The organism is Methylothermus subterraneus (assembly GCF_054656915.1).
In genome coordinates this window covers 65,455-87,047 of record NZ_BAAHXK010000002.1, presented here as the reverse complement: position 1 = coordinate 87,047, position 21,593 = coordinate 65,455, and the positions used below count along the sequence as shown (strand labels likewise).

At 61.8% G+C, this 21,593-nt stretch carries 23 protein-coding genes; 4 read left to right on the top strand and 19 right to left on the bottom strand.

From position 1 onward, the window contains the following. Positions 1-38: 38 nt before the first annotated feature. Positions 39-1,028, top strand: a complete 990-nt coding sequence (locus ACYQ3M_RS02245; RefSeq protein ID WP_460034422.1) for a COX15/CtaA family protein — start codon at positions 39-41, stop codon at positions 1,026-1,028. Here ACYQ3M_RS02245 and ACYQ3M_RS02240 read toward each other — a convergent pair. The 6 genes from ACYQ3M_RS02240 to ACYQ3M_RS02215 form a co-directional block, all read right to left on the bottom strand. Continuing rightward, complete coding sequence (locus ACYQ3M_RS02240) at positions 1,025-1,786, bottom strand: type III pantothenate kinase (protein WP_460034421.1); 762 nt, start codon at positions 1,784-1,786, stop codon at positions 1,025-1,027. The genes ACYQ3M_RS02245 and ACYQ3M_RS02240 overlap by 4 nt on opposite strands. Next, positions 1,776-2,762, bottom strand: a complete 987-nt coding sequence (locus tag ACYQ3M_RS02235) for a biotin--[acetyl-CoA-carboxylase] ligase (protein WP_460034420.1) — start codon at positions 2,760-2,762, stop codon at positions 1,776-1,778. Before ACYQ3M_RS02235 ends, ACYQ3M_RS02240 begins: the two co-directional genes overlap by 11 nt. Before the next feature lie 37 nt (positions 2,763-2,799). Further along, the gene (locus ACYQ3M_RS02230; protein WP_460034419.1) at positions 2,800-3,396 is read right to left on the bottom strand and encodes a PilZ domain-containing protein; all 597 of its coding nucleotides are present in this window, start codon (positions 3,394-3,396) and stop codon (positions 2,800-2,802) included. Next, entirely contained in the window at positions 3,393-4,259 is an 867-nt protein-coding gene (locus ACYQ3M_RS02225) for a MotB family protein (protein WP_460034418.1), read from the bottom strand. The genes ACYQ3M_RS02230 and ACYQ3M_RS02225 overlap by 4 nt, the downstream gene beginning before the upstream one ends. Before the next feature lie 9 nt (positions 4,260-4,268). Continuing rightward, positions 4,269-5,024 carry a flagellar motor protein PomA gene (gene pomA / locus ACYQ3M_RS02220; protein WP_460034417.1) on the bottom strand — a complete coding sequence of 252 codons (756 nt, stop codon included), beginning with the start codon at positions 5,022-5,024 and terminating at the stop codon, positions 4,269-4,271. 72 nt (positions 5,025-5,096) lie between these two features. Further along, positions 5,097-5,822, bottom strand: a complete 726-nt coding sequence (locus ACYQ3M_RS02215; protein ID WP_460034416.1) for a metallophosphoesterase — start codon at positions 5,820-5,822, stop codon at positions 5,097-5,099. Between the two features lie 69 nt (positions 5,823-5,891). Between ACYQ3M_RS02215 and ispG the strand changes: the two genes are divergently transcribed. Next, on the top strand, positions 5,892-7,112 hold the full coding sequence (ispG, locus tag ACYQ3M_RS02210; RefSeq protein WP_460034415.1) for a flavodoxin-dependent (E)-4-hydroxy-3-methylbut-2-enyl-diphosphate synthase: 1,221 nt from the start codon (positions 5,892-5,894) through the stop codon (positions 7,110-7,112). 28 nt (positions 7,113-7,140) lie between these two features. Here ispG and ACYQ3M_RS02205 read toward each other — a convergent pair whose 3' ends face one another. The 13 genes from ACYQ3M_RS02205 to ACYQ3M_RS02145 form a co-directional block, all read right to left on the bottom strand. Continuing rightward, complete coding sequence (locus ACYQ3M_RS02205) at positions 7,141-7,572, bottom strand: YybH family protein (RefSeq protein WP_460034414.1); 432 nt, start codon at positions 7,570-7,572, stop codon at positions 7,141-7,143. Between the two features lie 201 nt (positions 7,573-7,773). Next, positions 7,774-9,057, bottom strand: coding sequence for a bifunctional tetrahydrofolate synthase/dihydrofolate synthase (gene folC, locus ACYQ3M_RS02200; protein ID WP_460034413.1), 1,284 nt, complete (start codon positions 9,055-9,057; stop codon positions 7,774-7,776). Then, a complete protein-coding gene (gene accD / locus ACYQ3M_RS02195) occupies positions 9,058-10,014 on the bottom strand; it encodes an acetyl-CoA carboxylase, carboxyltransferase subunit beta (protein ID WP_460034412.1) in 957 nt (318 codons plus the stop codon). It abuts the gene before it with no gap. Beyond that, complete coding sequence (gene trpA, locus ACYQ3M_RS02190) at positions 10,011-10,820, bottom strand: tryptophan synthase subunit alpha (protein WP_460034411.1); 810 nt, start codon at positions 10,818-10,820, stop codon at positions 10,011-10,013. Before trpA ends, accD begins: the two co-directional genes overlap by 4 nt. Then, positions 10,817-12,034, bottom strand: a complete 1,218-nt coding sequence (trpB, locus tag ACYQ3M_RS02185) for a tryptophan synthase subunit beta (RefSeq protein ID WP_460034410.1) — start codon at positions 12,032-12,034, stop codon at positions 10,817-10,819. The genes trpA and trpB overlap by 4 nt, the downstream gene beginning before the upstream one ends. Further along, positions 12,018-12,647, bottom strand: coding sequence for a phosphoribosylanthranilate isomerase (locus tag ACYQ3M_RS02180; RefSeq protein ID WP_460034409.1), 630 nt, complete (start codon positions 12,645-12,647; stop codon positions 12,018-12,020). The genes trpB and ACYQ3M_RS02180 overlap by 17 nt, the downstream gene beginning before the upstream one ends. A 3-nt stretch (positions 12,648-12,650) precedes the next feature. Next, positions 12,651-13,457, bottom strand: a complete 807-nt coding sequence (truA, locus tag ACYQ3M_RS02175; RefSeq protein ID WP_460034408.1) for a tRNA pseudouridine(38-40) synthase TruA — start codon at positions 13,455-13,457, stop codon at positions 12,651-12,653. Then, the gene (locus tag ACYQ3M_RS02170; protein ID WP_460034407.1) at positions 13,457-13,939 is read right to left on the bottom strand and encodes a hypothetical protein; all 483 of its coding nucleotides are present in this window, start codon (positions 13,937-13,939) and stop codon (positions 13,457-13,459) included. Before ACYQ3M_RS02170 ends, truA begins: the two co-directional genes overlap by 1 nt. Next, the gene (rluB, locus tag ACYQ3M_RS02165; protein ID WP_460034406.1) at positions 13,936-14,709 is read right to left on the bottom strand and encodes a 23S rRNA pseudouridine(2605) synthase RluB; all 774 of its coding nucleotides are present in this window, start codon (positions 14,707-14,709) and stop codon (positions 13,936-13,938) included. The genes ACYQ3M_RS02170 and rluB overlap by 4 nt, the downstream gene beginning before the upstream one ends. Further along, positions 14,669-15,208 (bottom strand): SMC-Scp complex subunit ScpB, encoded by a 540-nt coding sequence (scpB, locus tag ACYQ3M_RS02160; RefSeq protein WP_460034405.1) that lies wholly within the window; start codon positions 15,206-15,208, stop codon positions 14,669-14,671. Before scpB ends, rluB begins: the two co-directional genes overlap by 41 nt. Beyond that, a complete protein-coding gene (locus tag ACYQ3M_RS02155) occupies positions 15,199-15,978 on the bottom strand; it encodes a segregation and condensation protein A (protein ID WP_460034404.1) in 780 nt (259 codons plus the stop codon). Before ACYQ3M_RS02155 ends, scpB begins: the two co-directional genes overlap by 10 nt. Continuing rightward, a complete protein-coding gene (locus ACYQ3M_RS02150; protein WP_460034403.1) occupies positions 15,975-16,625 on the bottom strand; it encodes a site-2 protease family protein in 651 nt (216 codons plus the stop codon). The genes ACYQ3M_RS02155 and ACYQ3M_RS02150 overlap by 4 nt, the downstream gene beginning before the upstream one ends. Positions 16,626-16,627: 2 nt before the next feature. After that, complete coding sequence (locus ACYQ3M_RS02145) at positions 16,628-17,257, bottom strand: L-threonylcarbamoyladenylate synthase (protein ID WP_460034402.1); 630 nt, start codon at positions 17,255-17,257, stop codon at positions 16,628-16,630. Between the two features lie 136 nt (positions 17,258-17,393). Between ACYQ3M_RS02145 and cas1f the strand changes: the two genes are divergently transcribed. Together cas1f and cas3f are read left to right on the top strand one after the other, a co-directional pair. Further along, positions 17,394-18,365, top strand: coding sequence for a type I-F CRISPR-associated endonuclease Cas1f (gene cas1f, locus ACYQ3M_RS02140; protein ID WP_460034401.1), 972 nt, complete (start codon positions 17,394-17,396; stop codon positions 18,363-18,365). Further along, positions 18,362-21,589 carry a type I-F CRISPR-associated helicase Cas3f gene (gene cas3f / locus ACYQ3M_RS02135; RefSeq protein ID WP_460034400.1) on the top strand — a complete coding sequence of 1,076 codons (3,228 nt, stop codon included), beginning with the start codon at positions 18,362-18,364 and terminating at the stop codon, positions 21,587-21,589. The genes cas1f and cas3f overlap by 4 nt, the downstream gene beginning before the upstream one ends. Positions 21,590-21,593: the final 4 nt, after the last annotated feature.

The following is a 21,593-nucleotide window of genomic DNA, read 5'->3' as shown; positions in this document are numbered from 1 at the left end:
CGGTATAGTGCGCTCGAGTTTTTTCTCAAAGCAAAGCGATGAACGAGGCTGCAATCGGGCGCTTTCGGCGCATCGGCATCCTGGCGCTAACGGCGGTGTATCTGGTGATCCTGGCGGGAGCGATCGTGCGCGCGAGCGAGGCGGGAATGGGCTGTCCGGACTGGCCGACGTGCTTTGGCCGCTGGATTCCCCCCACCCAGGAATCCCAACTGCCGCCCAACTACCACGAAATCTATGCCCACCTGGGCTATGCCGAAACCAACTTCGATCCGATCAAGACCTGGACCGAGTACCTCAACCGGCTGGTCGGCGTCGCCTGCGGCTTTTTGATCCTCCTGACGGTCGCCTTCGCCGTCCCGTTCTTAAAGCGCGATCCCAAAGTCTTCTACGCGGCTCTGGCGGCCTTGCTTTTAGTCTTGTTCCAAGGTTGGCTGGGGGCGGTGGTGGTCAGCTCCAACCTGCACCCCCTGATGATCACCGCGCATATGATCTTGGCCTTGAGTATCGCGGCGCTGTTGATTTACGCCGTTGCCCGCTCGCAGAAGGAGGCGTTTTATCGCCTCTCTTCCCACGCCTTGAGCGCCAAACTGGAACTCGCCGTCCGGTTGGCGCTGGCTTTGACCCTAGTTCAAGTCCTCTTGGGCGCCCAGGTGCGCGAGGCGGTCGAGACCCTCGCCCGCCACGCAACGACGCCGCGCGAGTTCTGGCCCTTGGAGCTGCCTTGGGTGTTCTACGTCCACCGCGCCTGCGCCTTCCTCTTGCTGTGCACCAACCTCGGGTTGGCGTGGCAGTTCCTGCGGCGCCTGCCGCAAGATCACCTGCTGTTCCGCCTCAACCTAGGTCTGGTCTTGCTGACTCTGCTGGCGGTCGCCACCGGAATCGGCCTAGAGCGCTTCGGTATTCCCCCCGCCATTCAGCCGCTGCACCTGTTGCTGGCCAACCTGATCTTCGGCGCCCAGTTCCTGCTCTTAGTGAGCCTACCCTACTTTCGCCCACGCGGGCTCGAAAAGCACGCGCCGCCGGCCTAGGGGATCACCCGCGCGACCACCGCCAGCCCTTCGAGCACCAAATCCGGCACCACCTGCGCCGGAATCTCCAGCCCTAAAGCCAACTCGGCCGCGTCCCCGCCGGTTAAGAGCAGGCGGAGTCCAGGGTAGAGGCTCTGTTGCTGGCGAAAGGTGCGCTCGATCAGCCCCAAAGCGGCCTGCCGCGCCCCAAGGCAAACCGCGGCGGCAGTCCCATCGCCCAACCCCTCGCGGCGACCAGACCAGGCCGTCCAACCGATGCCCGAAGCTCTAAGCGCCAACGCTTCGGCCATGAGCTTGAGCCCCGGGCAGATCAGACCGCCTCGGTGCCGGCCGGCAGAGTCGATCACGTCCACCGTCAAAGCCGTGCCGCAATCGGCGATCAGGGCCGGCAAGGCATAACGGTTGCGCGCCGCAACCAGAGCCAGCCAGCGGTCCACTCCCAAAGCTTCCGGCTGCGCGTAGCCGCTGACCACTCCAAATCCGGTCGCCTGGGAGCGCACGAACTCAGGTTCAAACCGCCAGCGCGTGCGGATGAAAGCGCAAAGCTGCTCGGCCGCCACCGGCCCGGCGACGTTGGCGATCAACGCGCGCTGCGGGGCAGGCGCAAGCTCTCCCCAAAGCCTGTGCAGCTCGGCTTGGGCGATCCTGCCGGCGGTCAGCACGGGAGAACCCGAAATAAACCGGTCTCCGCGCAAAACCGCCCACTTCAGGCGGCTGTTGCCGTTGTCCACCAGCAACGCGCAAAACTCACGCTCCACCTTCTACCCTAAGCGAGACTTCCCCTGCGGCCAAAACCTGGCGCCGATCCCCGCGCTGCAACACCAAAAACCCTTCCTCGGTCACGTCCACCGCCGTCGCCTCATAAGTAAAATCGGCCTGACTCACTTTCACCTTGCGCCCTAAGACGCAGTTCAAGCGCCGCCAGTCTTCCAACCACGGCGCCAACCCTGAGCTCGAATAGCCGTGCAACAGAGCCAGAAGCCGGCCGAGCAGCTCGGCCACGATCCGGTTGCGCGAAGGCAGCGCCTCGCCCAAAATCGTCCAGCCGTCCACCCAAGGCTGGTCGATGGCCGAGGACGCCGAAGGCGCCAGCCACAGATTTATTCCTAAGCCCACCACCGCGACGCAAGGGCCGTGCGGTTCGCCGACCGCCTCGACCAGGATCCCGCCGAGCTTGCGTCCTTGCCAAAGAATATCGTTGGGCCATTTCAGCGCAAGTTCCGGAAACCCCAGCGCCGCAAGCCCAGAGGCCGCCACCACTCCGGCCGCCAGGCTCAGGCCAGACAAAGATTCCCCGCGCTCGAACCGCCACAGCACCGAGAGGTAAACGTTGTACCCAAACGGGGACGCCCAGGCGCGCCCTAACCGCCCCTTGCCCTGGGTCTGGGCCTCGGCCAAGCAGACGCTGGCGCACGGGCGCCCGGCGGCGGTCTTAAGCAAATACGTGTTGGTCGAAGGCAAGCAGGCGTGGATTTCCACCACCGGCTCAGGGCAGCCTGCGGGGATTTGCAGCGCGGCGAGGATCCGCTCTTGGTCCAAAAGCTCCAGCGGCCGCGCCAAGCGGTAGCCGCGCCCGGCGACGGCCTGGACCTCGACCCCGAGGGCGCGTAAGGTTCTAAGGTGCTGCCACACCGTGGTGCGGCTGGCGTTAACGGCCTTAGCCAGCGCCTGGCCGGAGTGAAACTTGCCGTCGGCCAGGCAGCGGAGCAAGGCTTCGGCGGTTGGGGTCAGCATGGCGGCCAGAAGGCGCAATCTTAAAGACCTGAGTATATCAGGTTCGGTCGCTTGGCGCTTGCCTCTGCTCGCGCAGCCTAGCCAGCTGGCGCTTGACTACATGCCGGATCAGGAATTCGCGGTCTTGGTCGCGCAAAGCCAGAAAATCCACCCCGATCCGATACCGGCCAGATTCTTGCTCGCAACAATAGACCACCCTGCCGAAGGTCAGGATGCCAACCAAAGCCGGCGGCACGATCATTTTCAGCTCCAAAACCTGGCCGGCGGCTAAAAACTGCTCGGCGTCGAAAGCGATCCCCGAAGCGCTCAAGTTTACCTTGTGGGTCGGCTGGTCTGTCAGGGGATTCGTGCTGATCATGAGCGCCTGCGCCAGGACGTTGAGCTTGCGCTCGAGGACCTCGAGGTACTTGGCGACCTCTGGGTAGTCCCGCTGAATGAGGCGTAGCGGCACTTGAGATTCGCGGCTTAAGTACTCCAAAGTCGAAGTCAGGGCGAAGCGATCGACGAACTGGCTTGGAAAGCGCTCGGGATCCGGCACTTCTTCGGGAGGAATGGTCCGGTACACCAAAACGATCTCGTCCTCGATGCGAAAATACCGGCGGCGCTCGGGGGAGGTGGGCAGAGCTTCGTTCATCGGACGGCCTTTGCGTTTGGGGGATTGGTTGCCTGCGGCGCTTCCTGTTCTAAAAGGATCTCCACGCGCCGGTTACGGGCCCGGTTGTTCTCGTTGATGTTGGGAACCAGCGGGCGGTTGTCGGCATAGCCTGCCACCATCATCCGCTTAGGATCGACCCCCCCTTTGAGGAGCTCGTGCGCCACGGTCACCGCCTGCGCCGCCGACAGCTCCCAGTTGGAGCGATATTGCGCGTTGACGATCGGCACATCGTCGGTGTGGCCGGCGACGACCACTTTGCCTTGGCTTGCCTTGACCGCCTCGGCGATCTTGGTCATCGCCGGGCTGAAGCCGGCGTTCAACACCGCGCTGCCGGAAGGAAACGACCCTTTCTCGTGGATGCGGATGATGATTTTCCACTTCTCCGTCTCGACGCTGACCTTGCCGGCTTTGATCTCATCGACCAAAGACTCGCGGATCTTTTTCGCCTCCTCTTCCAGCTTTTTGAGCTGCAGCTCCTCGAAGCGCTTTTGAATCTCTTGCGGGCTTAGGTTCTCGGTGTTTTCGGGGATGTCTAGATAAGGGTGTTCCTCGGTGGTCTGCTGGCGGATTTGGTCCATCGGCGTGGGTTCGACGCGACCTGGGGTAAAGTGCTCGGCCACCACGCTGGTCCCCTTGACGGTGTCGTACGCTTCGATCTCGGTCTGCACGCCAAAGGCGTTTTTGAGCGAGGCCGCCATCTGGCGAAACTTGATGATGTCCATGGTCGCAAACGACAGCAGCAGGACAAAGAAACACAACAGCAGGCTCATCATATCGCCAAAGGTGACCACCCACATCGGGGCGCCAGGTTTGCATTTGGGGCACTCGGTTTCCTCAGCCATAACTTCTCCTCATTCGCTGGTCGGGCGTTTTTTCTCCGGCAGATAGGTATGAAGCAAGGCTCCGAGCACCTTGGGATTAAGGCCCTCCTGGATTCCGTTGATCGCCTCGACGATCAAAGACTTGGAAAGCTGCTCGTAGCTGCTGACCAAAGCCAGCTTGTCGGCTAAGGGAAGCGCGACGGCATTGGCGAGGACCGCGCCGTATAGGGTGGTCAAAATCGCCACCGCCATCGCCGGGCCGATGCTGGAAGGATCGGACATGTTGGCGAGCATCTGCACCAACCCGACCAAGGTGCCGATCATGCCAAAGGCCGGCGCCACGTCTCCCACCGCCTGCCAGACCGCGCGGCCGGTTTCATGGCGTTTGACGGTTTGGTGGATCTCTTCCGTCAGCATCTTGCGAATCAGCGCCGGATCGTAGCCGTCCACGCACATGTTGATCCCTTTCTTCAAAAAGGGGTTGCTAATGGTTTCGTTCTCCAGCGCCAAAAGGCCGTTCTTGCGCGCCACATCCGCGAGCCGGACGACCTCCTCGATCAATTTGACCGGGTCTTCTTGCTTGTTGAAAAACGCCTTGGCCGCCACGCTAAAAGCTCTTAAAAAATCGCCCAAGGTGAATTTCATCAGCACGACCATCACCGTGCCGCCGAGCACGATCAAGATCGACGGCACATCCACAAACTGGCCCAAATTCCCGCCGACGGCGATGGCGCCGACGATGACCCCCATCCCGCCTAAAAAACCGATAAGCGTCGCGATGTCCAAGCAACTCCCTCCTGTGCAATTTCACTCACTCCTATCTAAAAGTAGCACGCCTTAAGAGAGAGTTTGTGCGACTTACAAGACCGCCAGGCGATCTGGGCGAAAATCCTCCACCAGCTTGTAGCCGTGATAGCCGCGGGGATTGCACAGGACGCGGGTGCCGGCACAGCGATAATCCCACACCGCATGGGTATGGCCGTGGAACCACAAAGCGATCTCGTATTCGTACATCAATTCCCGCAGATCGCTGCAATAGGCCAAGCGCATCAACGCGCTCGGGCGGCCGTCCCAGCTCCAGAACGTGGGCGCGTGATGGGTGACCACCACCGTGGGGCCGGAAAAAGGCGTCTTCAGGTTCTCTTCTAACCACGCGCGCGAACGCCGATGCAAGCGTGTATACTGCGCCAAGCTGTAGTTCTCGTTGCCAAACCGGATCTTGCGAAAGTCGTTGACCAAATCTTCCAGCGCCGAAACGTCTTCTTCCCCACCGCCCAAGTCGGTCCACAAGGTGCAGCCCAAAAAGCGCACCCCGCCGATGATCCGGCTTTGGTTTTCGAGAAAATGCACCCTGCTGCCTGCCGCGGCTTGCTCCAATCGGGCGAGCAGGCTGCCGTGTTCGTGGGCGTAAAACTCGTGGTTGCCGGCCACGTACACCACCTCGCGTCCCAGCCGGGCGAGCCAGTTTAGCCCTTGCAAACCGATGCCGATGTCGCCGGCGGCGACGACGACATCGGCGTCCACTTCCGGCAGCTGAAAATCGCCAAACTCCAAATGAAGATCGGAAAAATATTGAATTCTCACGGTGGCGAGGTTTCGCTTTATAATTGAATAATTGAGCTTTGGTTAAATACTAGCCGCAAACGCTTGCCCATGAGTACCCCTGCCATTCCCAGAAGGCCTTCGCTCGGCGTCCAAGTCGGCCACGTCCAGATCGGCGGCGGCGCGCCGATCGTGGTGCAGTCCATGACCAACACCCCCACCGAGGACGTTGCCGCCACCGTGGAGCAGGTGATAGAGCTGGCCCGGGCCGGCTCGGAAATCGTCCGTATCACTGTCAATACCGAAGAGGCCGCCGCCGCCGTGCCCAAAATCCGTGAGGAGCTCGACCGGCGGGGCTGCGACGTCCCCTTGGTGGGGGATTTCCACTTTAACGGCCACAAGCTGCTAGCCCACCACCCGGCGTGCGCCGAGGCCTTGGCCAAGTATCGCATCAACCCCGGCAACGTCGGCCGCGGCAGCAAGCGCGACGTGCAGTTCGCGCAGATGATCGAGTTCGCCTGCCGCTACCGCAAACCGGTCCGGATCGGGGTCAACTGGGGGAGCTTAGACCAAAGCGTGCTGGCCCGCTTGCTGGACGAGAACGCCAAGCGGCCGACGCCGCGCGATTTAGACAAAGTCATGCGCGAGGCGGTGATCACCTCGGCCTTGGAGAGCGCCGCGCGCGCCGAAGAATTGGGGCTGCCGGCCAACTCGATCGTGATCTCCTGCAAGATGAGCGGCGTGCAGGAGCTGATCGCGGTCTATCAGGAATTGGCCAAGCGCTGCCGTTACGCTTTGCACTTGGGGTTGACCGAGGCCGGCATCGGCACCAAAGGGATCGTCGCCTCCACCGCCGCGCTGGCGGTGCTGCTCCAGCAAGGCATCGGCGACACCATCCGCATCTCCTTGACCCCCGAACCCGGAACCTCGAGGACGCGGGAAGTCGTCGTCGCGCAGGAGATCCTCCAAACCATGGGGCTAAGATCGTTTGTTCCCATGGTGATCTCTTGTCCCGGCTGCGGCCGCACCACCAGCGATTACTTCCAGCGCCTGGCGCAGCAGATCCAGGATTTCCTCAGAGCCAAAATGCCGGAATGGAAGAGCCGCTATCCCGGGGTGGAAAACCTAAAAGTGGCGGTGATGGGGTGCGTGGTCAACGGCCCCGGCGAGAGCAAAAACGCCAATTTGGGCATCAGCCTCCCGGGCACGGGCGAAGTTCCGGTCGCTCCGGTCTATGAGGATGGAGAAAAAACCGTCACCTTAAAAGGGGACAGGATCGCGGAGGAGTTCCAGGCCATCGTCGAGCGCTACGTCGCCACCCACTACGGTTGAAAAGCCGGGACAAATTAACTGTCCCAGCTCAATTCCAGCGCTGGACCTGGGCTTTCCAGCTGCCGTCCGGCTGGCGTTTGAAGACGTTGTAGATCACGCCTTCGTAGGAATATTTCAATCCGCCGTCGCGGCTGGACCAGCGCAAAGTCGAAACCACCGTGTCGTCCTGGGAATAAAGCACCTTGTCCAAATCCAGCGCATAGCGTCCAGCGTGCGCCGCAAGCAACCGGCGCCAGAATTCCCGGATCGCCTCTGGATCGCGGACCGCCTTCCCATCGGGCAACAACACCATCGCGTCTTTCGCGTACAGGCGCAGCAACTCATCCAGCCGACCGCTCTGAAGCGCCGCGTTCCACTGCGCGACCGCTCCCTGCGCGGTGTTTTCCGCAGTTTCTCCGGCCAGCGCAAACGGCAAACCACCCAAAGCCAAAGCGAACAGCAATAACAACTTCTTTACCATAAGCCTTCTCTCCAAGATTCCCCTGGAACCTTATATAACATATAGATTATTAATAAACTATGACAGTAAAAATTAAATTAAATTTCTTAAAAAGAAACAAAATGGGGGAACAAACCCCTTCAGAGGCAAGACAAAGGGTATTAATCCGGGTAGGAAATAGAGATTGCGTCTAGTTCGAACCGCCGTCCGACCGCCTGCATTTCAGGCAAGGTTCCATCCCTCGCCGCAGCTTGCCAACACCGCCGAAACCAAAAAGAACGAGCCAAACGCCACGATCAAGTCGTCCGGTCCCGCCTGTCGCCGCAAAGCCTCAAGCGCTTGAAGACACGAAGAAAACCCCAAAAGCGGCGGCGGCAGACCGACTTTTTGAAACGCCTGCACGATTCGACCCTCGGTCGCCGCGCGCGGATTGCCCGGGAGCGGCCCCAGCGCCCAAACGCTTACCGTCTGCCCCATGCGCCGCAAAATCCCCTCGATGTCCTTGTCGGCCATTACCGCAAACAAAGCCAGGACGCGCCGCTCGGGATAAACGCTTTGCAGATATTCGGCCAAGCGCCCAGCGGCCTGTGGGTTGTGCGCCACGTCGAGCAACACCGGCGGGAAGGTAGGCAAGAGCTGATACCGCCCAGGCAGACGAACCGTCTTTAGCCCAATCCGGATGGCCTGCTCCGCAATCGCTAAGCTTCCCTCAAGCTGCGCCAAGGCCGCCAGCACCGTGGCCGCATTATCGAATTGTTGGCGTCCGGGCAAAGCCGGCAACGGCAAGGCCGCCAACGTCCGTTCCGGTCCCGACCAATCCCAGCGAGCATCGAAGCAGAGATAGTCAAATTCGCGCCCCAGACTCCAAAGCGGGGTGCCAAGCGCTTTTGCGTGATCCAAGACCGATTTGGGCAGATCGCGGTCGCCGACGACCGCCGGCCGCCCTGGACGGAAGATGCCGGCCTTTTCCCATCCGATTTGCTCCCGCGTCTCTCCCAACCATTGCTGGTGATCGAGGTCGATGCTGGCGATGATCGCCACGTCGGCATCGACGAGGTTGACCGCGTCCAAACGCCCTCCCATCCCCACTTCCAACACCTGCACCTCGACCCCGGCTTCGGCGAACAATTCCAACGCCGCGAGGGTGGCGAACTCGAAAAAGCTCAGGCTGGTGTCGCCCCGCACCGCGTCGATCTTGGCAAAAGCCTCGACGATGGCTTCATCCGAAGCCATTACCCCGTCGATGCGGATGCGCTCGTTGTAGCGCAAGAGGTGAGGCGAGGTATAGGCTCCCACTTTCAACCCCTGGGCACGCAGGATGGCCTCCAGCAGCGCCACGCAGGACCCCTTGCCGTTGGTGCCGCCCACCGTGATGGTCAGGGGCGGTCGGTAAGCCGGGCGCAGCGCCTGAAACACCTTGCGCACCCGTTCCAGCCCGAGGTCGATCCAACGCGGATGGAAAGACTGCTGCCAAGTCAGCCAGTCCGAGAGTTGGGTAAAGCGCATTTATGAGGCTTCCTCGCCGTTTGGCAGGCCGTCTAGAGGAATCGCCGGCAACGCCTCGTCTCCCATTTCTGCCTGGACCTCAACCGCTTCAGCCAAAGCTTCCGCTTTGGTGTGGGTTAGAAGGGCGAGCAAACTGGCAACGGTGTCGCGCAGGTCGCGGCGGTCCACGACCATATCGAGCGCGCCGTGTTCGAGCAAAAACTCGCTGCGCTGGAAACCTTCCGGCAGTTTCTCCCGCACCGTCTGCTCGATCACCCGCGGGCCGGCAAACCCGATCAGCGCTCCCGGTTCGGCGAGGTTCAAATCCCCCAGCATAGCCAAACTCGCCGACACTCCGCCCATGGTCGGATCGGTCATCACCGAGATGTAAGGCAGGCCCGCCCCCGCCAGACGCGCCAGGGCCGCGGCGGTCTTGGCCATCTGGAACAGAGACAAGAGCGATTCCTGCATCCTCGCTCCCCCGCTGGCGGTGAACACCACCAGCGGGATCTTCTCCTCCAGGGCGCGGTTGACGCCGCGGACGAAACGTTCGCCCACCACCGAGCCCATCGACCCGCCCATGAAGTTGAAATCAAACGCCGCCGCCACCAACGGCTGGCCCTTGAGCAAGCCGCGCACCACGATCAGCGCCTCCGTCTCTTCGGTCTCTTTTTGCGCCTGCGCCAAGCGATCTTTGTAGCGTTTGGTGTCTTTGAACTTTAAAGGATCGGCCGAGCGCAACTCGGCCCCGATCTCCTCGCGTTGCTCCGGATCAAGGAAGAAGTGCAAGCGTTTGCGGCCGGAAATCCGCATGTGGTGATTGCACTTGGGACAAACTTCTAAGTTTCGCTCCAGCTCCGCCTTGTACAGAATCGCGTTGCACGCCGGGCACTTGCTCCACAGGCCTTCCGGAACCGTGGCCTTGCGGTTGCCGTCGGTGCGGATTCTGGCCGGAACCAGCTTTTGAAACCAGCTCATAAGCTATCCATCGCTTGGCGCATGGCTTTGACCAAAGAGGTGATCGCCGGCTCGATTCGGGTCGGATCGGCCAAGTTTTCTTCGATTTTCTGCACCAAGGCGCTGCCCACCACCACCGCGTCGGCCACCCGCGCGATCTTGGCGGCAGTCTCGGCGTCCTTGACCCCAAACCCTACTCCGATCGGCAGGTGCGTCAGGGAACGAATCGTCGCCAGCTTGGCCGCCACGTCCTCCAGATCCAAGTGCCCCGCCCCGGTGACCCCCTTGAGGGAGACGTAGTAGAGATAGCCGCGCCCCAAAGCATCGGCCTGCTTGATGCGCGAGGCGGTGCTGGTAGGGGCGAGCAAGAAAATAGGGTCGATGCCAGCCTGGTACAAAAGCGGCAGCATCTCTTCTTTGGCCTCTTCAGGCGGTAGGTCCACGGTCAGCACCCCATCCACCCCGGCGTCCTTGGCAGCGCCAACGAAAGCCTCATAGCCCAGACGCTCGATGGGGTTGAGGTATCCCATCAGCACGATCGGGGTGGCTTGGTCTTGCCGGCGGAACCTGGCCACCAACTCGAGCACCTGCCTTAGGCTCACTTTGCCGGCTAAGGCGCGCTCGCTGGCGCGCTGGATCACCGGGCCGTCGGCCATGGGATCGGAGAACGGCACCCCAAGTTCCAAGATATCGGCGCCTGCAGCCGCCAGCGCGCGCAGGTAGCGCAGCGTGGATTCCAGGTCGGGATCGCCGGCGGTGACAAAGGGAATCAAGGCCTTGCGCCCTTGGCGCGCTAAATTCGCAAACACCGTTTGAATCCGACTCACAGCGTAAGCCCCTCCCGCGCCGCGACGGTGTGAATGTCTTTGTCGCCCCGGCCCGACAAATTGACGAGGATAATTTGGTCTTTGTCCATCTCCTGCGCCAGTTTCATGGCATACGCCACCGCATGGCTCGATTCCAGCGCCGGCAGGATGCCCTCGGTGCGGGTCAGGCGGTGGAAGGCTTCGAGCGCTTCCTCGTCGGTGACGGCGACGTAGGTGGCGCGGCCTGTGTCTTTGAGCCAGGCGTGTTCGGGGCCTACGCCCGGATAATCGAGGCCGGCGGAGATCGAATGGGTCTCGAGGATCTGGCCGTCGTCGTCCTCCAGCAAATAGGTCCGGTTGCCGTGCAATACCCCCGGCCGCCCGGCGCACAAGGAAGCGGCGTGGTGGCCAGTAGCGATGCCTTCACCTGCCGCCTCCACCCCGTAGAGCGTGACCTCGTCTTCCAAGAAAGGATAAAACAGGCCCATGGCGTTGGACCCGCCGCCCACGCAGGCCACCAGCGCGTCGGGCAAGCGCCCGGCCTGCTCCAAGATCTGGCGCTTGGCCTCGCGCCCGATCACCGCCTGGAAATCGCGCACCATCGCCGGATAAGGATGGGGACCGGCGACCGTACCGATGATGTAGAAGGTACTGTCCACGTGGGTGACCCAGTCGCGCAGGGCTTCGTTGAGCGCATCTTTCAAGGTGCGCGAGCCGGACTTGACCGGCCGCACCTCCGCTCCCAGAAGCGACATCCGGTAGACGTTGAGCTTCTGCCGCTCCACGTCGACCTCGCCCATGTACACCACGCACTCCATCCCCAACCGGGCTGCCACCGTGGCCGTAGCCACGCCGTGCTGGCCGGCGCCGGTCTCGGCGATGACCCGCCGCTTGCCCATGCGCCGGGCGAGCAAGGCTTGGCCGACGGTGTTGTTGATCTTGTGGGCGCCGGTGTGGTTTAGATCCTCGCGCTTTAGGTAAATTTTTGCCCCGCCCAGCTCGCGGCTCAAGCGCTCGGCGAAATACAGCGGGGACGGGCGGCCGACGTAATCTTTGAGGTCTCGGTCCAATTCGGCGAGGAACTCCGGGTCGCGCAAGTACTTGCGATACGCCCGGGTCAGTTCTTCCAAGGGATACATCAAGGTCTCGGCGACGAAAATACCGCCGTAGCGGCCAAAATGCCCCTGCTCGTCGGGAAAAGAATAGTTTGCAAGCGATTTAGGTGCTGTAGCCATCGTGTACCTCGCGTAAAAATGCCGCCATCTTGGCCGGGTCCTTGATTCCCTTCGCCTTCTCCACCCCGGAACTGACATCCACCGCCCAAGGCCTGACCTTGGCGACGGCGGCGGCGACGTTTTCTGGATCCAGCCCTCCTGCCAGAATCAGAGGCTTGCCTAACTCCTTGGGGATCCGGTCCCAGTCGCAGCGCCGCCCCGTTCCCCCCGGAACGTCGGGATCGTAGGCATCGACCAGCAGCCCACAGGCGGTGGGAAAGCGCGCCGCCTCGCGGCGCAGATCCACCCCTTCGCGCAGGCGGATCGCCTTGAGGTAAGGCCGCCCAAAGCGCGCGCACTCGACCTCCGTCTCTGCGCCGTGAAACTGCAAAAGCCCCAACGGCACCCGCCGCAACACCGCCTCAACGTAAACAGGATCGGCGTCCACAAACAGCCCTACGGCGGTCACGAACGGCGGCAAGGCCAAGGCGATTTGCCGGGCCTGTTCGATCTCCACCGCGCGCGGGCTTTTGGGGTAAAACACCAAACCGATGGCGTCCGCCCCGAAACGCGCCGCCGCCAGCGCGTCCTCCACGCGCGTCAATCCGCAGATTTTAACCCGGATTCTAGGCAAAAGTTAAACCTCCTCCACCCGCCGCAAATCCTGCGGCAAGCGGCCAAAGATCGGCTGGCGCGGCAGACCAAAGCGTTCAGGATACAAGACCCCGGCCAGATACAGCCCATCCGCCGGCGCGGTCACCCCTCCGGCGCGGCGGTCGCGTGCTCTTAAAACCTCTTCCGCCCACTCCGGCGAGGCTTGGCCGCTGCCGATGGCGAGCAACACCCCGACGATGTTGCGCACCATGTGGTGCAAAAAAGCGTTGGCGATGATATCCACCCACACCTCCTCTTCCACGCGCCGCACTTCCAAGAGATAAACCCGCCGGTAGGGGCTTTTGGACTGACAGTACGGCCCCCGAAACGAGGAAAAATCGTGCTCGCCGACCAGATAGGCGGCGCCCTGGCGCATCCGCTCCACGTTTAGGGGAGGATACCACCAAGTGACCCGCCCGCATTCCAAGGCCGGGGCGACCGGACGATTGAGGATGCGATACCGATACCAGCGGGCGAGCGCCTGGGTGCGCGCATGAAAGCTCGGCTCCACGGGCCTGGCCCAGAGAATCCTTACGTCCTCCGGCAGGCGGGTGTTGGCGCCTTGAACCCAGGCGCGCTCGGGGCGCGCCGCTTGGGTGTCGAAGTGGACGATCTGCTCGAGGGCGTGAACCCCGGCGTCGGTGCGCCCAGCGGCCACTACCTGCACCGGATGGGCGGCCACATAGCTCAGCGCCGCCTCGACCGGTTCTTGGATGGAAGGGCTGTGCGCCTGGTATTGCCAGCCGGCGTAACGCCGGCCGTCGTATTCCAGCTTGAGGGCGATGCGCATCACGGCTCCACCGCTTTCACGTAACCGCACAAGGCCAACTGCAAGGTCCTCAGCAAATCGTACTCTTCCGGGATCGCGCCTCGGCTCAAAGGCCCGCGCCTTAGAACCGCGTCTTTGACCTCGGCCATGAATTCGTCGATCGAGACTACCCGCCCGCCGCCCAGCTCCCGCCGGGACGCGCTGACCAGGATCGCCACCTGCTCGACCGGCGTGGCCGGCTCCAGCCAGGGAAACACGTCTTGGCAGATGTAGCGCCGACCGAGCTCGAATTTTTTCTGGAAGCGCGCCTCACGGCGAGGCCAAGGATCGGCGTCGAGCGAAGGCTCCAAGTGGATCAAATGGCCCACCTGCGGGTGATAGGCGACCACGTCCAACTCCCCTTCCCAGCCGCCGTGGGCCAAGGCGCCGACCTTGACGTTGCCCCGCACCAGATAACCCCGCCAGGCGTAAAACTGGCTCACCAGCTTCTCTAGATGGTTCATGCCTCAAGCGCATCCTCCAGTCGCCGGATCTCGGCGGGACTAAGTTCGCGCACCTGCCCACGCTTAAGCCCTACAGGCAAGGCGATGGGTCCGTAGCGGATGCGGATCAGACGGCTGACGGTCACCCCCGCCGCTTCCCACAGGCGCCGCACCAAACGGTTGCGGCCCTCCTTGACCACCACCTTGTACCAGCGGTTCGCCCCTTCTCCGCCGGCCGGTTCGATCGTCTCAAAGCGCGCCAACCCGTCTTCCAGTTCGACTCCCAGGCGCAATTTCTCGAGCCAGTCCTCGGCAAGGCGGCCGTAGATCCGCACCGCGTACTCGCGTTCCAGCCCAGACGCAGGATGCATGAGGCGGTTGGCCAATTCCCCCTGGTTGGTGAACAGCAGCAAACCCTCGGTGTTGAGGTCCAGCCGCCCCACCGCGATCCAGCGCCCTTTGAGGAGTTTGGGCAGCCGCTCGAACACCGACGGCCGGCCTTGGGGGTCGTAGCGGGCAACGATCTCCCCGGCCGGCTTGTGGTACGCCAGCACCCGCACCCCACCGTGCAGGCGCCGCTCCAGTGGCACGGGTCGGCCGCGGATCTGGACCCGGTCCCCTGCCTGCCAACGATCGCCCAGCTTAGCGACGCGGCCGTTGAGGCGGACCTGACCTTCGCGGATCCACGCCTCGATCTGGCGGCGCGACCCGAGGCCTGCGTGCGCCAATACCTTTTGCAGGCGCTCGGGTTCAGACAGGCGACTTGAGGAGGGGTTCGCTCGCTTCGACATCGCTTAAGGGAGGCAGTTGACTTAAAGAATCCAAATTAAAATCGTCCAGGAATCGTTCGGTGGTGGCCAGCAGCGCCGGGCGCCCGGGGACTTCTTTGTGCCCTACCACCCGAATCCAGCCACGCTCTTTAAGGGTATTTAAAACGCTGCTGCTTACCGCCACCCCGCGGATCGCCTCGATCTCGCCTCGGGTAATGGGTTGCCTATAGGCGATGATGGCCAAGGTCTCGAGCACCGCGCGCGAATAGTGGCCGGCTTTTTCTGGGAACAGACGGCTGACCCACGGAGCCAACTCACGCCGCACCTGAAACCGCCAGCCGCTGGCCACGCGCACCAACTCCAGGGCGCTTAAGCGGTAATCGGCGGCCAGTTCGGCCAGCGCTTCCTCCAACTCCTTGCGCTCTACCCCTTCGTCGGCCAGCAGCGCCAGCAATCGGCGCAGGTCCAAAGGTTCGGGCGAGGCGAACAGCAACGCCTCGACGATCTGTTTCAAACGCATCGCAGTTTGACCTGAAGCGGAGCCAAGGGTTCGCTCTGGAGGATTTCCACCAGCCCTTCCCGACACAGCTCGAGCAACGCCAGAAAGGTCACCACGATCCCGGCGCGCCCCTCGCCGGGGTCGAACAAGCTCGCAAACGCAAGGACCGAAGCGCCGCGCAGGCGGTCCAAGACCGCGCTCATGCGCTCGCGCACCGACAGCGCCTCGCGCGCTATGGCGTGGACGCAAAGCTCGCTCCGCGCCAGCACCTGCCGCAAAGCTGCCGCCAGATCTGCCACGTCGACTTGGGGGTACGCTTGCCCTTGAGGCAACGTAAGGTCTACCCACACCGGAAAAACGTCGCGTTCCATCCGCGGCCGCTCGTCCAAAGCCAAAGCGGCTCTTTTAAAGCGCTCGTACTCTTTAAGGCGCCGCACCAACTCGGCGCGCGGGTCTTCCTCTTCCTCGGCCTCGCTGGTCGGCTGCGGCAGCAGCAGGCGCGATTTGATTTCGGCCAACGCCGCCGCCATCCAGAGGTACTCGGCGGCCAACTCGAGCTTGAGCTCTTGCATCAGCGCGATGTACTCAAGGTATTGCTCGGTCACCTGGGCGATGGAGACCTCCATGATGTCCAGGTTGCGCCGCCGGATCAGGTAAAGCAAGAGATCGAGAGGGCCTTCAAAAGTCTCCTCCAGAAAAACCCGCAGCGCGTCGGGAGGGATGTAGAGATTTTCAGGCAAAGACGTCACCGGCGCGCCGTAGACCTTGGCGATAGGAGCAACCGCGTTCACGCCAGCCCCGCCAGAGCGAAAAAGACCTGCTGCAAGGAGAAAATCAGCGGACTCAAAAGCCGCCCGAGAAAGCCGGTCACCAGCAACAGCAGCAAGATCGCCAAGCCATAAGGCTCAAGCTGCGCCATTTTTTCGCCCCAAGAAGCCGGCAGGAGCCCAAGCAGCACCCGCCCGCCGTCCAAGGGCAGCAGCGGCAGCAGGTTCAGGACCATCAACACCACATTGAAAGAAATCCCAGCCGCGCCCATGTAGGCCAAAGGCAAGGACACGTAAGGCCAGGCCAGCGCCATTCCGAGTTTGGCGAGCAGCGCCCACCCCAAGGCCATCGCCAGATTGGCTCCCGGGCCGGCCAGCGCCACCCAGACCATGTCCCGCTTGGGATGGCGCAGCTTGTCAAAATCCACCGGCACCGGCTTGGCCCAGCCAAAGATGAAGCCGCCAAGCAGCAGCATTCCCACGGGAACCGCGATCGTCCCTATCGGATCGACGTGATTCAATGGGTTCAAAGACAGGCGCCCCAAACGCTTGGCGGTCTTATCCCCGCACCACCAGGCCACCAGCCCGTGGGCGACCTCGTGCAGGGTGATGGCAAACAAGATCGGCAATGCCCAGACCGAGAGTTTCTGGGCCAAAGTCAACTCTTCCATCGCTATCCCAAAACGGCCTCGAGTTTCTCTCGCCCCTTGCCCAAACGCACGACCTTGGGCACATCCTCGCTCAGATCGACGATGCTGGTGGGAGCAAAAGGCACTATCCCGGAATCGATCACCAAATCCACCTGAGTTTCCAGGCGGTCGCGGATTGTTTCTGGGTCCTCCAGCGCCGTCTCCGCACCGGGCAAAATCAGCGTCGTGCTGAACAAGGGCTCTTGCACTTCGGCCAACAACGCCTGCGCCACCGGATGGTCGGGAATGCGGATGCCGACGGTCTTGCGGCTGGGGTGCTTCAGGCGCCTTGGCACCTCGCGCGTGGCCTGCAAAACGAAAGTATACGGTCCGGGAGTGAGAGCTTTGATCAAGCGATAGGCCTCGTTGCTCAAGCGCACAAACTGGGATACCTGCGACAGATCGCGGCAGACCAAGGTGAAATCGTGCTTCTCCGGCAGCTGGCGGATACGCCGAATCCGCTCCAGAGCCTTGACCGCATCGATCCGGCAAGCCAGCGCATAGGAAGAATCGGTAGGATAAACGATCACCCCCCCTTGCCAAAGGATCTCCGCCGCCCGCCGGATCAAGCGCCATTGGGGATTGTCGGGGTGGATTTGAAAGTACTGGGCCATCGCGGCTGCCACTGCAAAAAAATATAGGGTAACACGTTTTATTTAGTGGGTGAGCGATGCCTTAAAGCTTTATTCAACGGCCAAGGTTCACCCAAGCCAACTAAACTTCGGTTGACAGCAATAAATACGTTTAACGATGGACGACATCGCGCCTTCGGATCTTAAGGCCATTTTGCACTCCAAACGCGCCAACCTCTACTATTTGGAACATTGCCGGGTATTGGTAAACGGTGGGCGCGTTGAGTATGTCACCGAGGAGGGGCGTAAGCAGCTCTATTGGAACATCCCCATTGCCAACACCACCGTGCTGCTTTTGGGCACCGGCACCTCCATCACCCAGGCGGCGATGCGCGAACTCGCCAAAGCTGGAGTGATGGTCGGTTTTTGTGGAGGCGGGGGCACTCCGCTCTTTGCCGGCACCGAAGCGGAAATCGCCGTCGAATGGCTTGTACCTCAGAGTGAGTATCGGCCAACCGAATATCTGCAACGTTGGGTGCGTTTCTGGTTCGATGAAAAAAAGCGTCTGAAAGCCGCCAAGTTTATTCAGCTTGCCCGCATCGAGCGCATCTGCGCTACGTGGCGGCACGAGCACCTCATTGAAGCGGGCTTTGACGTGTTGTCCGAAGACCTGAACCCGTTGCTGCACAACGCGCGAGAACGGATCGAAGCGGCGGAAGAAGTAACAGCGCTGCTCACCGAAGAGGCCCGAATGACCAAGCGGCTGTTTAAGCTTGCGGCGAGCGCGGTGGGATACGGGGAATTTACCCGCGCCAAGCGAGGAAGCGGCACCGATCCGGCCAACCGCTTTCTCGACCACGGCAATTACCTAGCCTACGGCCTTGGAGCGGTCGCCACGTGGGTGCTCGGCCTGCCGCACGGACTGGCGGTATTGCACGGGAAGACCCGCCGGGGCGGGCTGGTGTTTGACGCGGCCGATTTGATCAAAGATGCAGTGATCTTACCGCAAGCGTTCCTCTCTGCGGTGGCTGGGCACGAAGCGCAGGAATTTCGGCAACACTGTATCGAAGCGCTGACCGAGAGCGAAGCGCTCGATTTTATGATCGACACGCTCAAGGCCATCGCCGACGATTTGGGAAAAGGGCCATGAATGTCCTGTTTGTTTCCCAATGCAGCGGCCACGCGCTCACCGAAACCCGTCGCATCTTAGATCAATTCGCCGAGCGGCGGGGTGAGCGCAGCTGGGTCACACCCATCACTTGGGAAGGGCTCAAAACCGTCTACAAACTCCTGCGCCAATCGGCGCGCAAAAACACCGCTGTCGCCTGTTTTTGGCTGCACCGCAACCGCAGCGAACTCATGTGGATCGTGGGCGATGCGCGCCGCTTCAACGAACACGGCACCACCCCCACCAATACCACCACCACTGATGTCCTAAGGCGGCAAGACGAAAACGACTGGCGCCACGGCGAGACCATCCGCTTGCTCGCTAGCCTCGCTGCGCTCTTTCACGATTTTGGCAAGGCCAGTGCAGCGTTCCAAAAAAAGCTTCAAGGCAATGCCCGCACTCAAGACGCCTTGCGCCACGAGTGGGTCTCGTTGCAGCTCTTTGCCGCCTTAGTAGACAACGCTCAAAATGATCGCGATTGGCTAGACCGCCTCGCGTCAGAACAATACCCCAAGATCACTTCGTGGCCGCAGCGTTTGGCTCAGGAGGCGCTCGCTGCCCCTTTGCAAACGCTCCCTCCCCTGGCCCAAGCGGTGGGCTGGTTGATCCTGACCCATCACCGCTTGCCGGTGGGCGAAGTCGCGCGAAGTTCTACGCTCAAACAGATCGAGTCGAGCTTTAAGGCTGATTGGGGCTACGCCGCCAAAGCGGTTAAAGATTCTGAAATACGGGCCTGCTGGCGCCTCGATTCGCTTCCTTGGGAGAGCACCCACTGGCGGCGCCACGCCGCGCGCTTGGCTCAACGCTTACTGAAAACCGTCCTGCAAACGAACTGGCTTGATGACCCTTACGTCCTGCACCTTGCGCGCCTGACCTTGATGTTGGCCGACCATTTCTACTCCGGCCAACCTTCCCACGCCCGCTACGGAGACTCCAATTTCCCGCTCTACGCCAATACCGACCGGGAAGGCGAGCTCAAACAGCGCCTGGACGAACATTTGATCGGCGTGGAAGTAGCCGCCGGCCGCATCGCTCAGGTTTTGCCGCGCTTGCATTGGCAACTGCCGCGCATCGCCCGCCATCGGGGGTTGCGCCGCCCCACCCGGGAGCGGCCCTTCCTGTGGCAGAACAAAGCCTTTGAACTGGCCGAGAGCCTGCGACCACAAGCAACCGCCCACGGTTTTTTCGGAATCAACCTGGCCTCGACCGGTTGCGGCAAGACACTTGCCAACGCCCGCATCCTCTACGGCCTGGCCGATCCCCATCGCGGCGCCCGCTTCACCGTCGCCTTAGGCTTGCGCACGCTCACCTTGCAAACCGGCGATGCGTACCGCGAGCGCTTGGGGCTTGGCTCCGAAGACTTGGCGGTGCTGGTAGGAGGCGGCGCCCTCCGCGCGCTCCACGATCACCACCTCGACCGGCAGTCAGCCGAACAAGAGGAGGGTGCGGAAAAAACGCCCGGAAGCGAGTCGGGCGCCGATCTTCTCCTGGAAACGCAATACGTTCATTTTGAGGGAAGCCTTGCCGACGGCCCGCTGCGCCGTTGGTTGGAAGACCAGCCGCAAGCCTTGGTGCAAGCGCCCATCGTCGTCTGTACCGTTGACCACCTGGTGCCCGCCACCGAAAGCCTGCGCGGCGGGGGGCAGATTTTACCGATGCTGCGGCTTTTGACTTCCGACCTCGTGCTCGATGAAGTCGACGACTTCGACGTGCCTGATTTACCCGCACTCACCCGCCTCGTGCACTGGGCCGGGATGCTGGGTAGCCGCATACTGCTCTCCTCGGCAACGCTTCCCCCTGCCCTGGTGTACGGTTTGTTTCAGGCTTACCTTGAAGGACGCAAGACTTTTCAGGCCAACCGAGGGGAACCCGGAACGCCGCTCAACGTCTGCTGCGCCTGGTTCGACGAATTCAGCGCTTCCTCAAGCAACCACGCCGAGCTTAAATCTTTTGCCAAAGCCCACGAGGAGTTCGTCGCCAAGCGCCTGCGCAAACTCAAAGACTTGCCGCAACGCCGCCGCGCAGCGATCAAGCCGTTGACTCTGAACGCCGCCGGGCAAGGCTGGGAGAAAACGCGCTTGCTCTGCGAACAATTGGCTGAAGTCCTAAAAGAATCAGCAATCGAGCTGCATCAAAAAAACCACCAAACCGATCCCCAAAGCGGCAAGCGGATCAGCGTAGGTCTAATCCGCATGGCCAACATCGACCCGTTAGTCGCCACGGCTCGTGCGCTTCTTGAAACCGGCATGCCGGAAAACTGTCGGCTCCACCTTTGCGTTTATCACGCCCAGTTTCCGCTCTATTTGCGCGCCGCCATCGAGGCGCGGCTTGACCGGCTGCTCAAGCGCCACGACCCCAACGCGATCTTTTGCGACGCGCAGATGCGCGCCCTCATCGATCGTTACCCCGAACCGGACCAGATTTTTCTCGTCTTGGCCACGCCCGTGGCCGAGGTGGGGCGCGACCACGACTACGACTGGGCGATCGTCGAGCCCTCGTCTGTGCGCTCGATCATCCAACTCGCCGGCCGCATTCGCCGCCATCGCCTAGAACCCCACCCCGAAACAAACCTCTATCTACTTTCCACCAACCTAAGAAGTCTGCGCGGCGAAGCGATCGCCTACTGCAAACCCGGCTACGAAAGCCTAGAGTTTCCTTTGACCACCCACGACCTTAGGCAGTTGCTGCGGGAAGAAGAGCTTACGCGAATCGATGCAGCGCCAAGAATTTCCGAAGCCAAACCTCTGCAACCGGCAAATAAATTGGCGGACCTCGAACACGAGGTTTTGCGCCAATTGATGCTCAATGAAGGAAAAGCGCGCCTTCCCGTCACCCTTTGGTGGGAAACCCGCGCCCACTTGAGCGGGGTGTTGCAGAGCCGGCAGCGCTTTCGTGCTGGCCAAGCCACCGACACCTACCTTTTTCTTCCCAGCGAAGAGGGCAACTTGGATTTTTGCCGCCTAGACCCCGGCGGCCTCTGCACGCCCACCAAGTACTTGCTAAACTTACGGGAAATCCACCCCGGGCCGCGTGTGGGCTGGTGGAGCGAGACAGACGCTTTAGATGCGCTCGAGCAGCTGGCAAAAGACTTGGATTTGGATCTTGACACCTGCGCCCGCCGTTTTGCCACGGTCGAACTGGAAACGCGTCAAGAAGGCTGGTGGTACCACCCGGGGTTGGGTTTGAGTCGCAAACGGGAGGAATAACAAG

Coding starts and splice junctions, on each gene's coding strand:
- cas1f (WP_460034401.1), top strand. CDS start 17,394: ATGGACGACATCGCGCCTTCGGATCTTAAGGCCATTTTGCACTCCAAA.
- trpB (WP_460034410.1), bottom strand. CDS start 12,034: ATGGCTACAGCACCTAAATCGCTTGCAAACTATTCTTTTCCCGACGAG.
- ispG (WP_460034415.1), top strand. CDS start 5,892: ATGAGTACCCCTGCCATTCCCAGAAGGCCTTCGCTCGGCGTCCAAGTC.
- ACYQ3M_RS02205 (WP_460034414.1), bottom strand. CDS start 7,572: ATGGTAAAGAAGTTGTTATTGCTGTTCGCTTTGGCTTTGGGTGGTTTG.
- ACYQ3M_RS02170 (WP_460034407.1), bottom strand. CDS start 13,939: ATGAACCATCTAGAGAAGCTGGTGAGCCAGTTTTACGCCTGGCGGGGT.
- scpB (WP_460034405.1), bottom strand. CDS start 15,208: ATGCGTTTGAAACAGATCGTCGAGGCGTTGCTGTTCGCCTCGCCCGAA.
- ACYQ3M_RS02225 (WP_460034418.1), bottom strand. CDS start 4,259: ATGGCTGAGGAAACCGAGTGCCCCAAATGCAAACCTGGCGCCCCGATG.
- ACYQ3M_RS02230 (WP_460034419.1), bottom strand. CDS start 3,396: ATGAACGAAGCTCTGCCCACCTCCCCCGAGCGCCGCCGGTATTTTCGC.
- rluB (WP_460034406.1), bottom strand. CDS start 14,709: ATGTCGAAGCGAGCGAACCCCTCCTCAAGTCGCCTGTCTGAACCCGAG.
- truA (WP_460034408.1), bottom strand. CDS start 13,457: ATGCGCATCGCCCTCAAGCTGGAATACGACGGCCGGCGTTACGCCGGC.
- cas3f (WP_460034400.1), top strand. CDS start 18,362: ATGAATGTCCTGTTTGTTTCCCAATGCAGCGGCCACGCGCTCACCGAA.
- ACYQ3M_RS02245 (WP_460034422.1), top strand. CDS start 39: ATGAACGAGGCTGCAATCGGGCGCTTTCGGCGCATCGGCATCCTGGCG.
- ACYQ3M_RS02150 (WP_460034403.1), bottom strand. CDS start 16,625: ATGGAAGAGTTGACTTTGGCCCAGAAACTCTCGGTCTGGGCATTGCCG.
- ACYQ3M_RS02235 (WP_460034420.1), bottom strand. CDS start 2,762: ATGCTGACCCCAACCGCCGAAGCCTTGCTCCGCTGCCTGGCCGACGGC.
- folC (WP_460034413.1), bottom strand. CDS start 9,057: ATGCGCTTTACCCAACTCTCGGACTGGCTGACTTGGCAGCAGTCTTTC.
- accD (WP_460034412.1), bottom strand. CDS start 10,014: ATGAGCTGGTTTCAAAAGCTGGTTCCGGCCAGAATCCGCACCGACGGC.
- ACYQ3M_RS02145 (WP_460034402.1), bottom strand. CDS start 17,257: ATGGCCCAGTACTTTCAAATCCACCCCGACAATCCCCAATGGCGCTTG.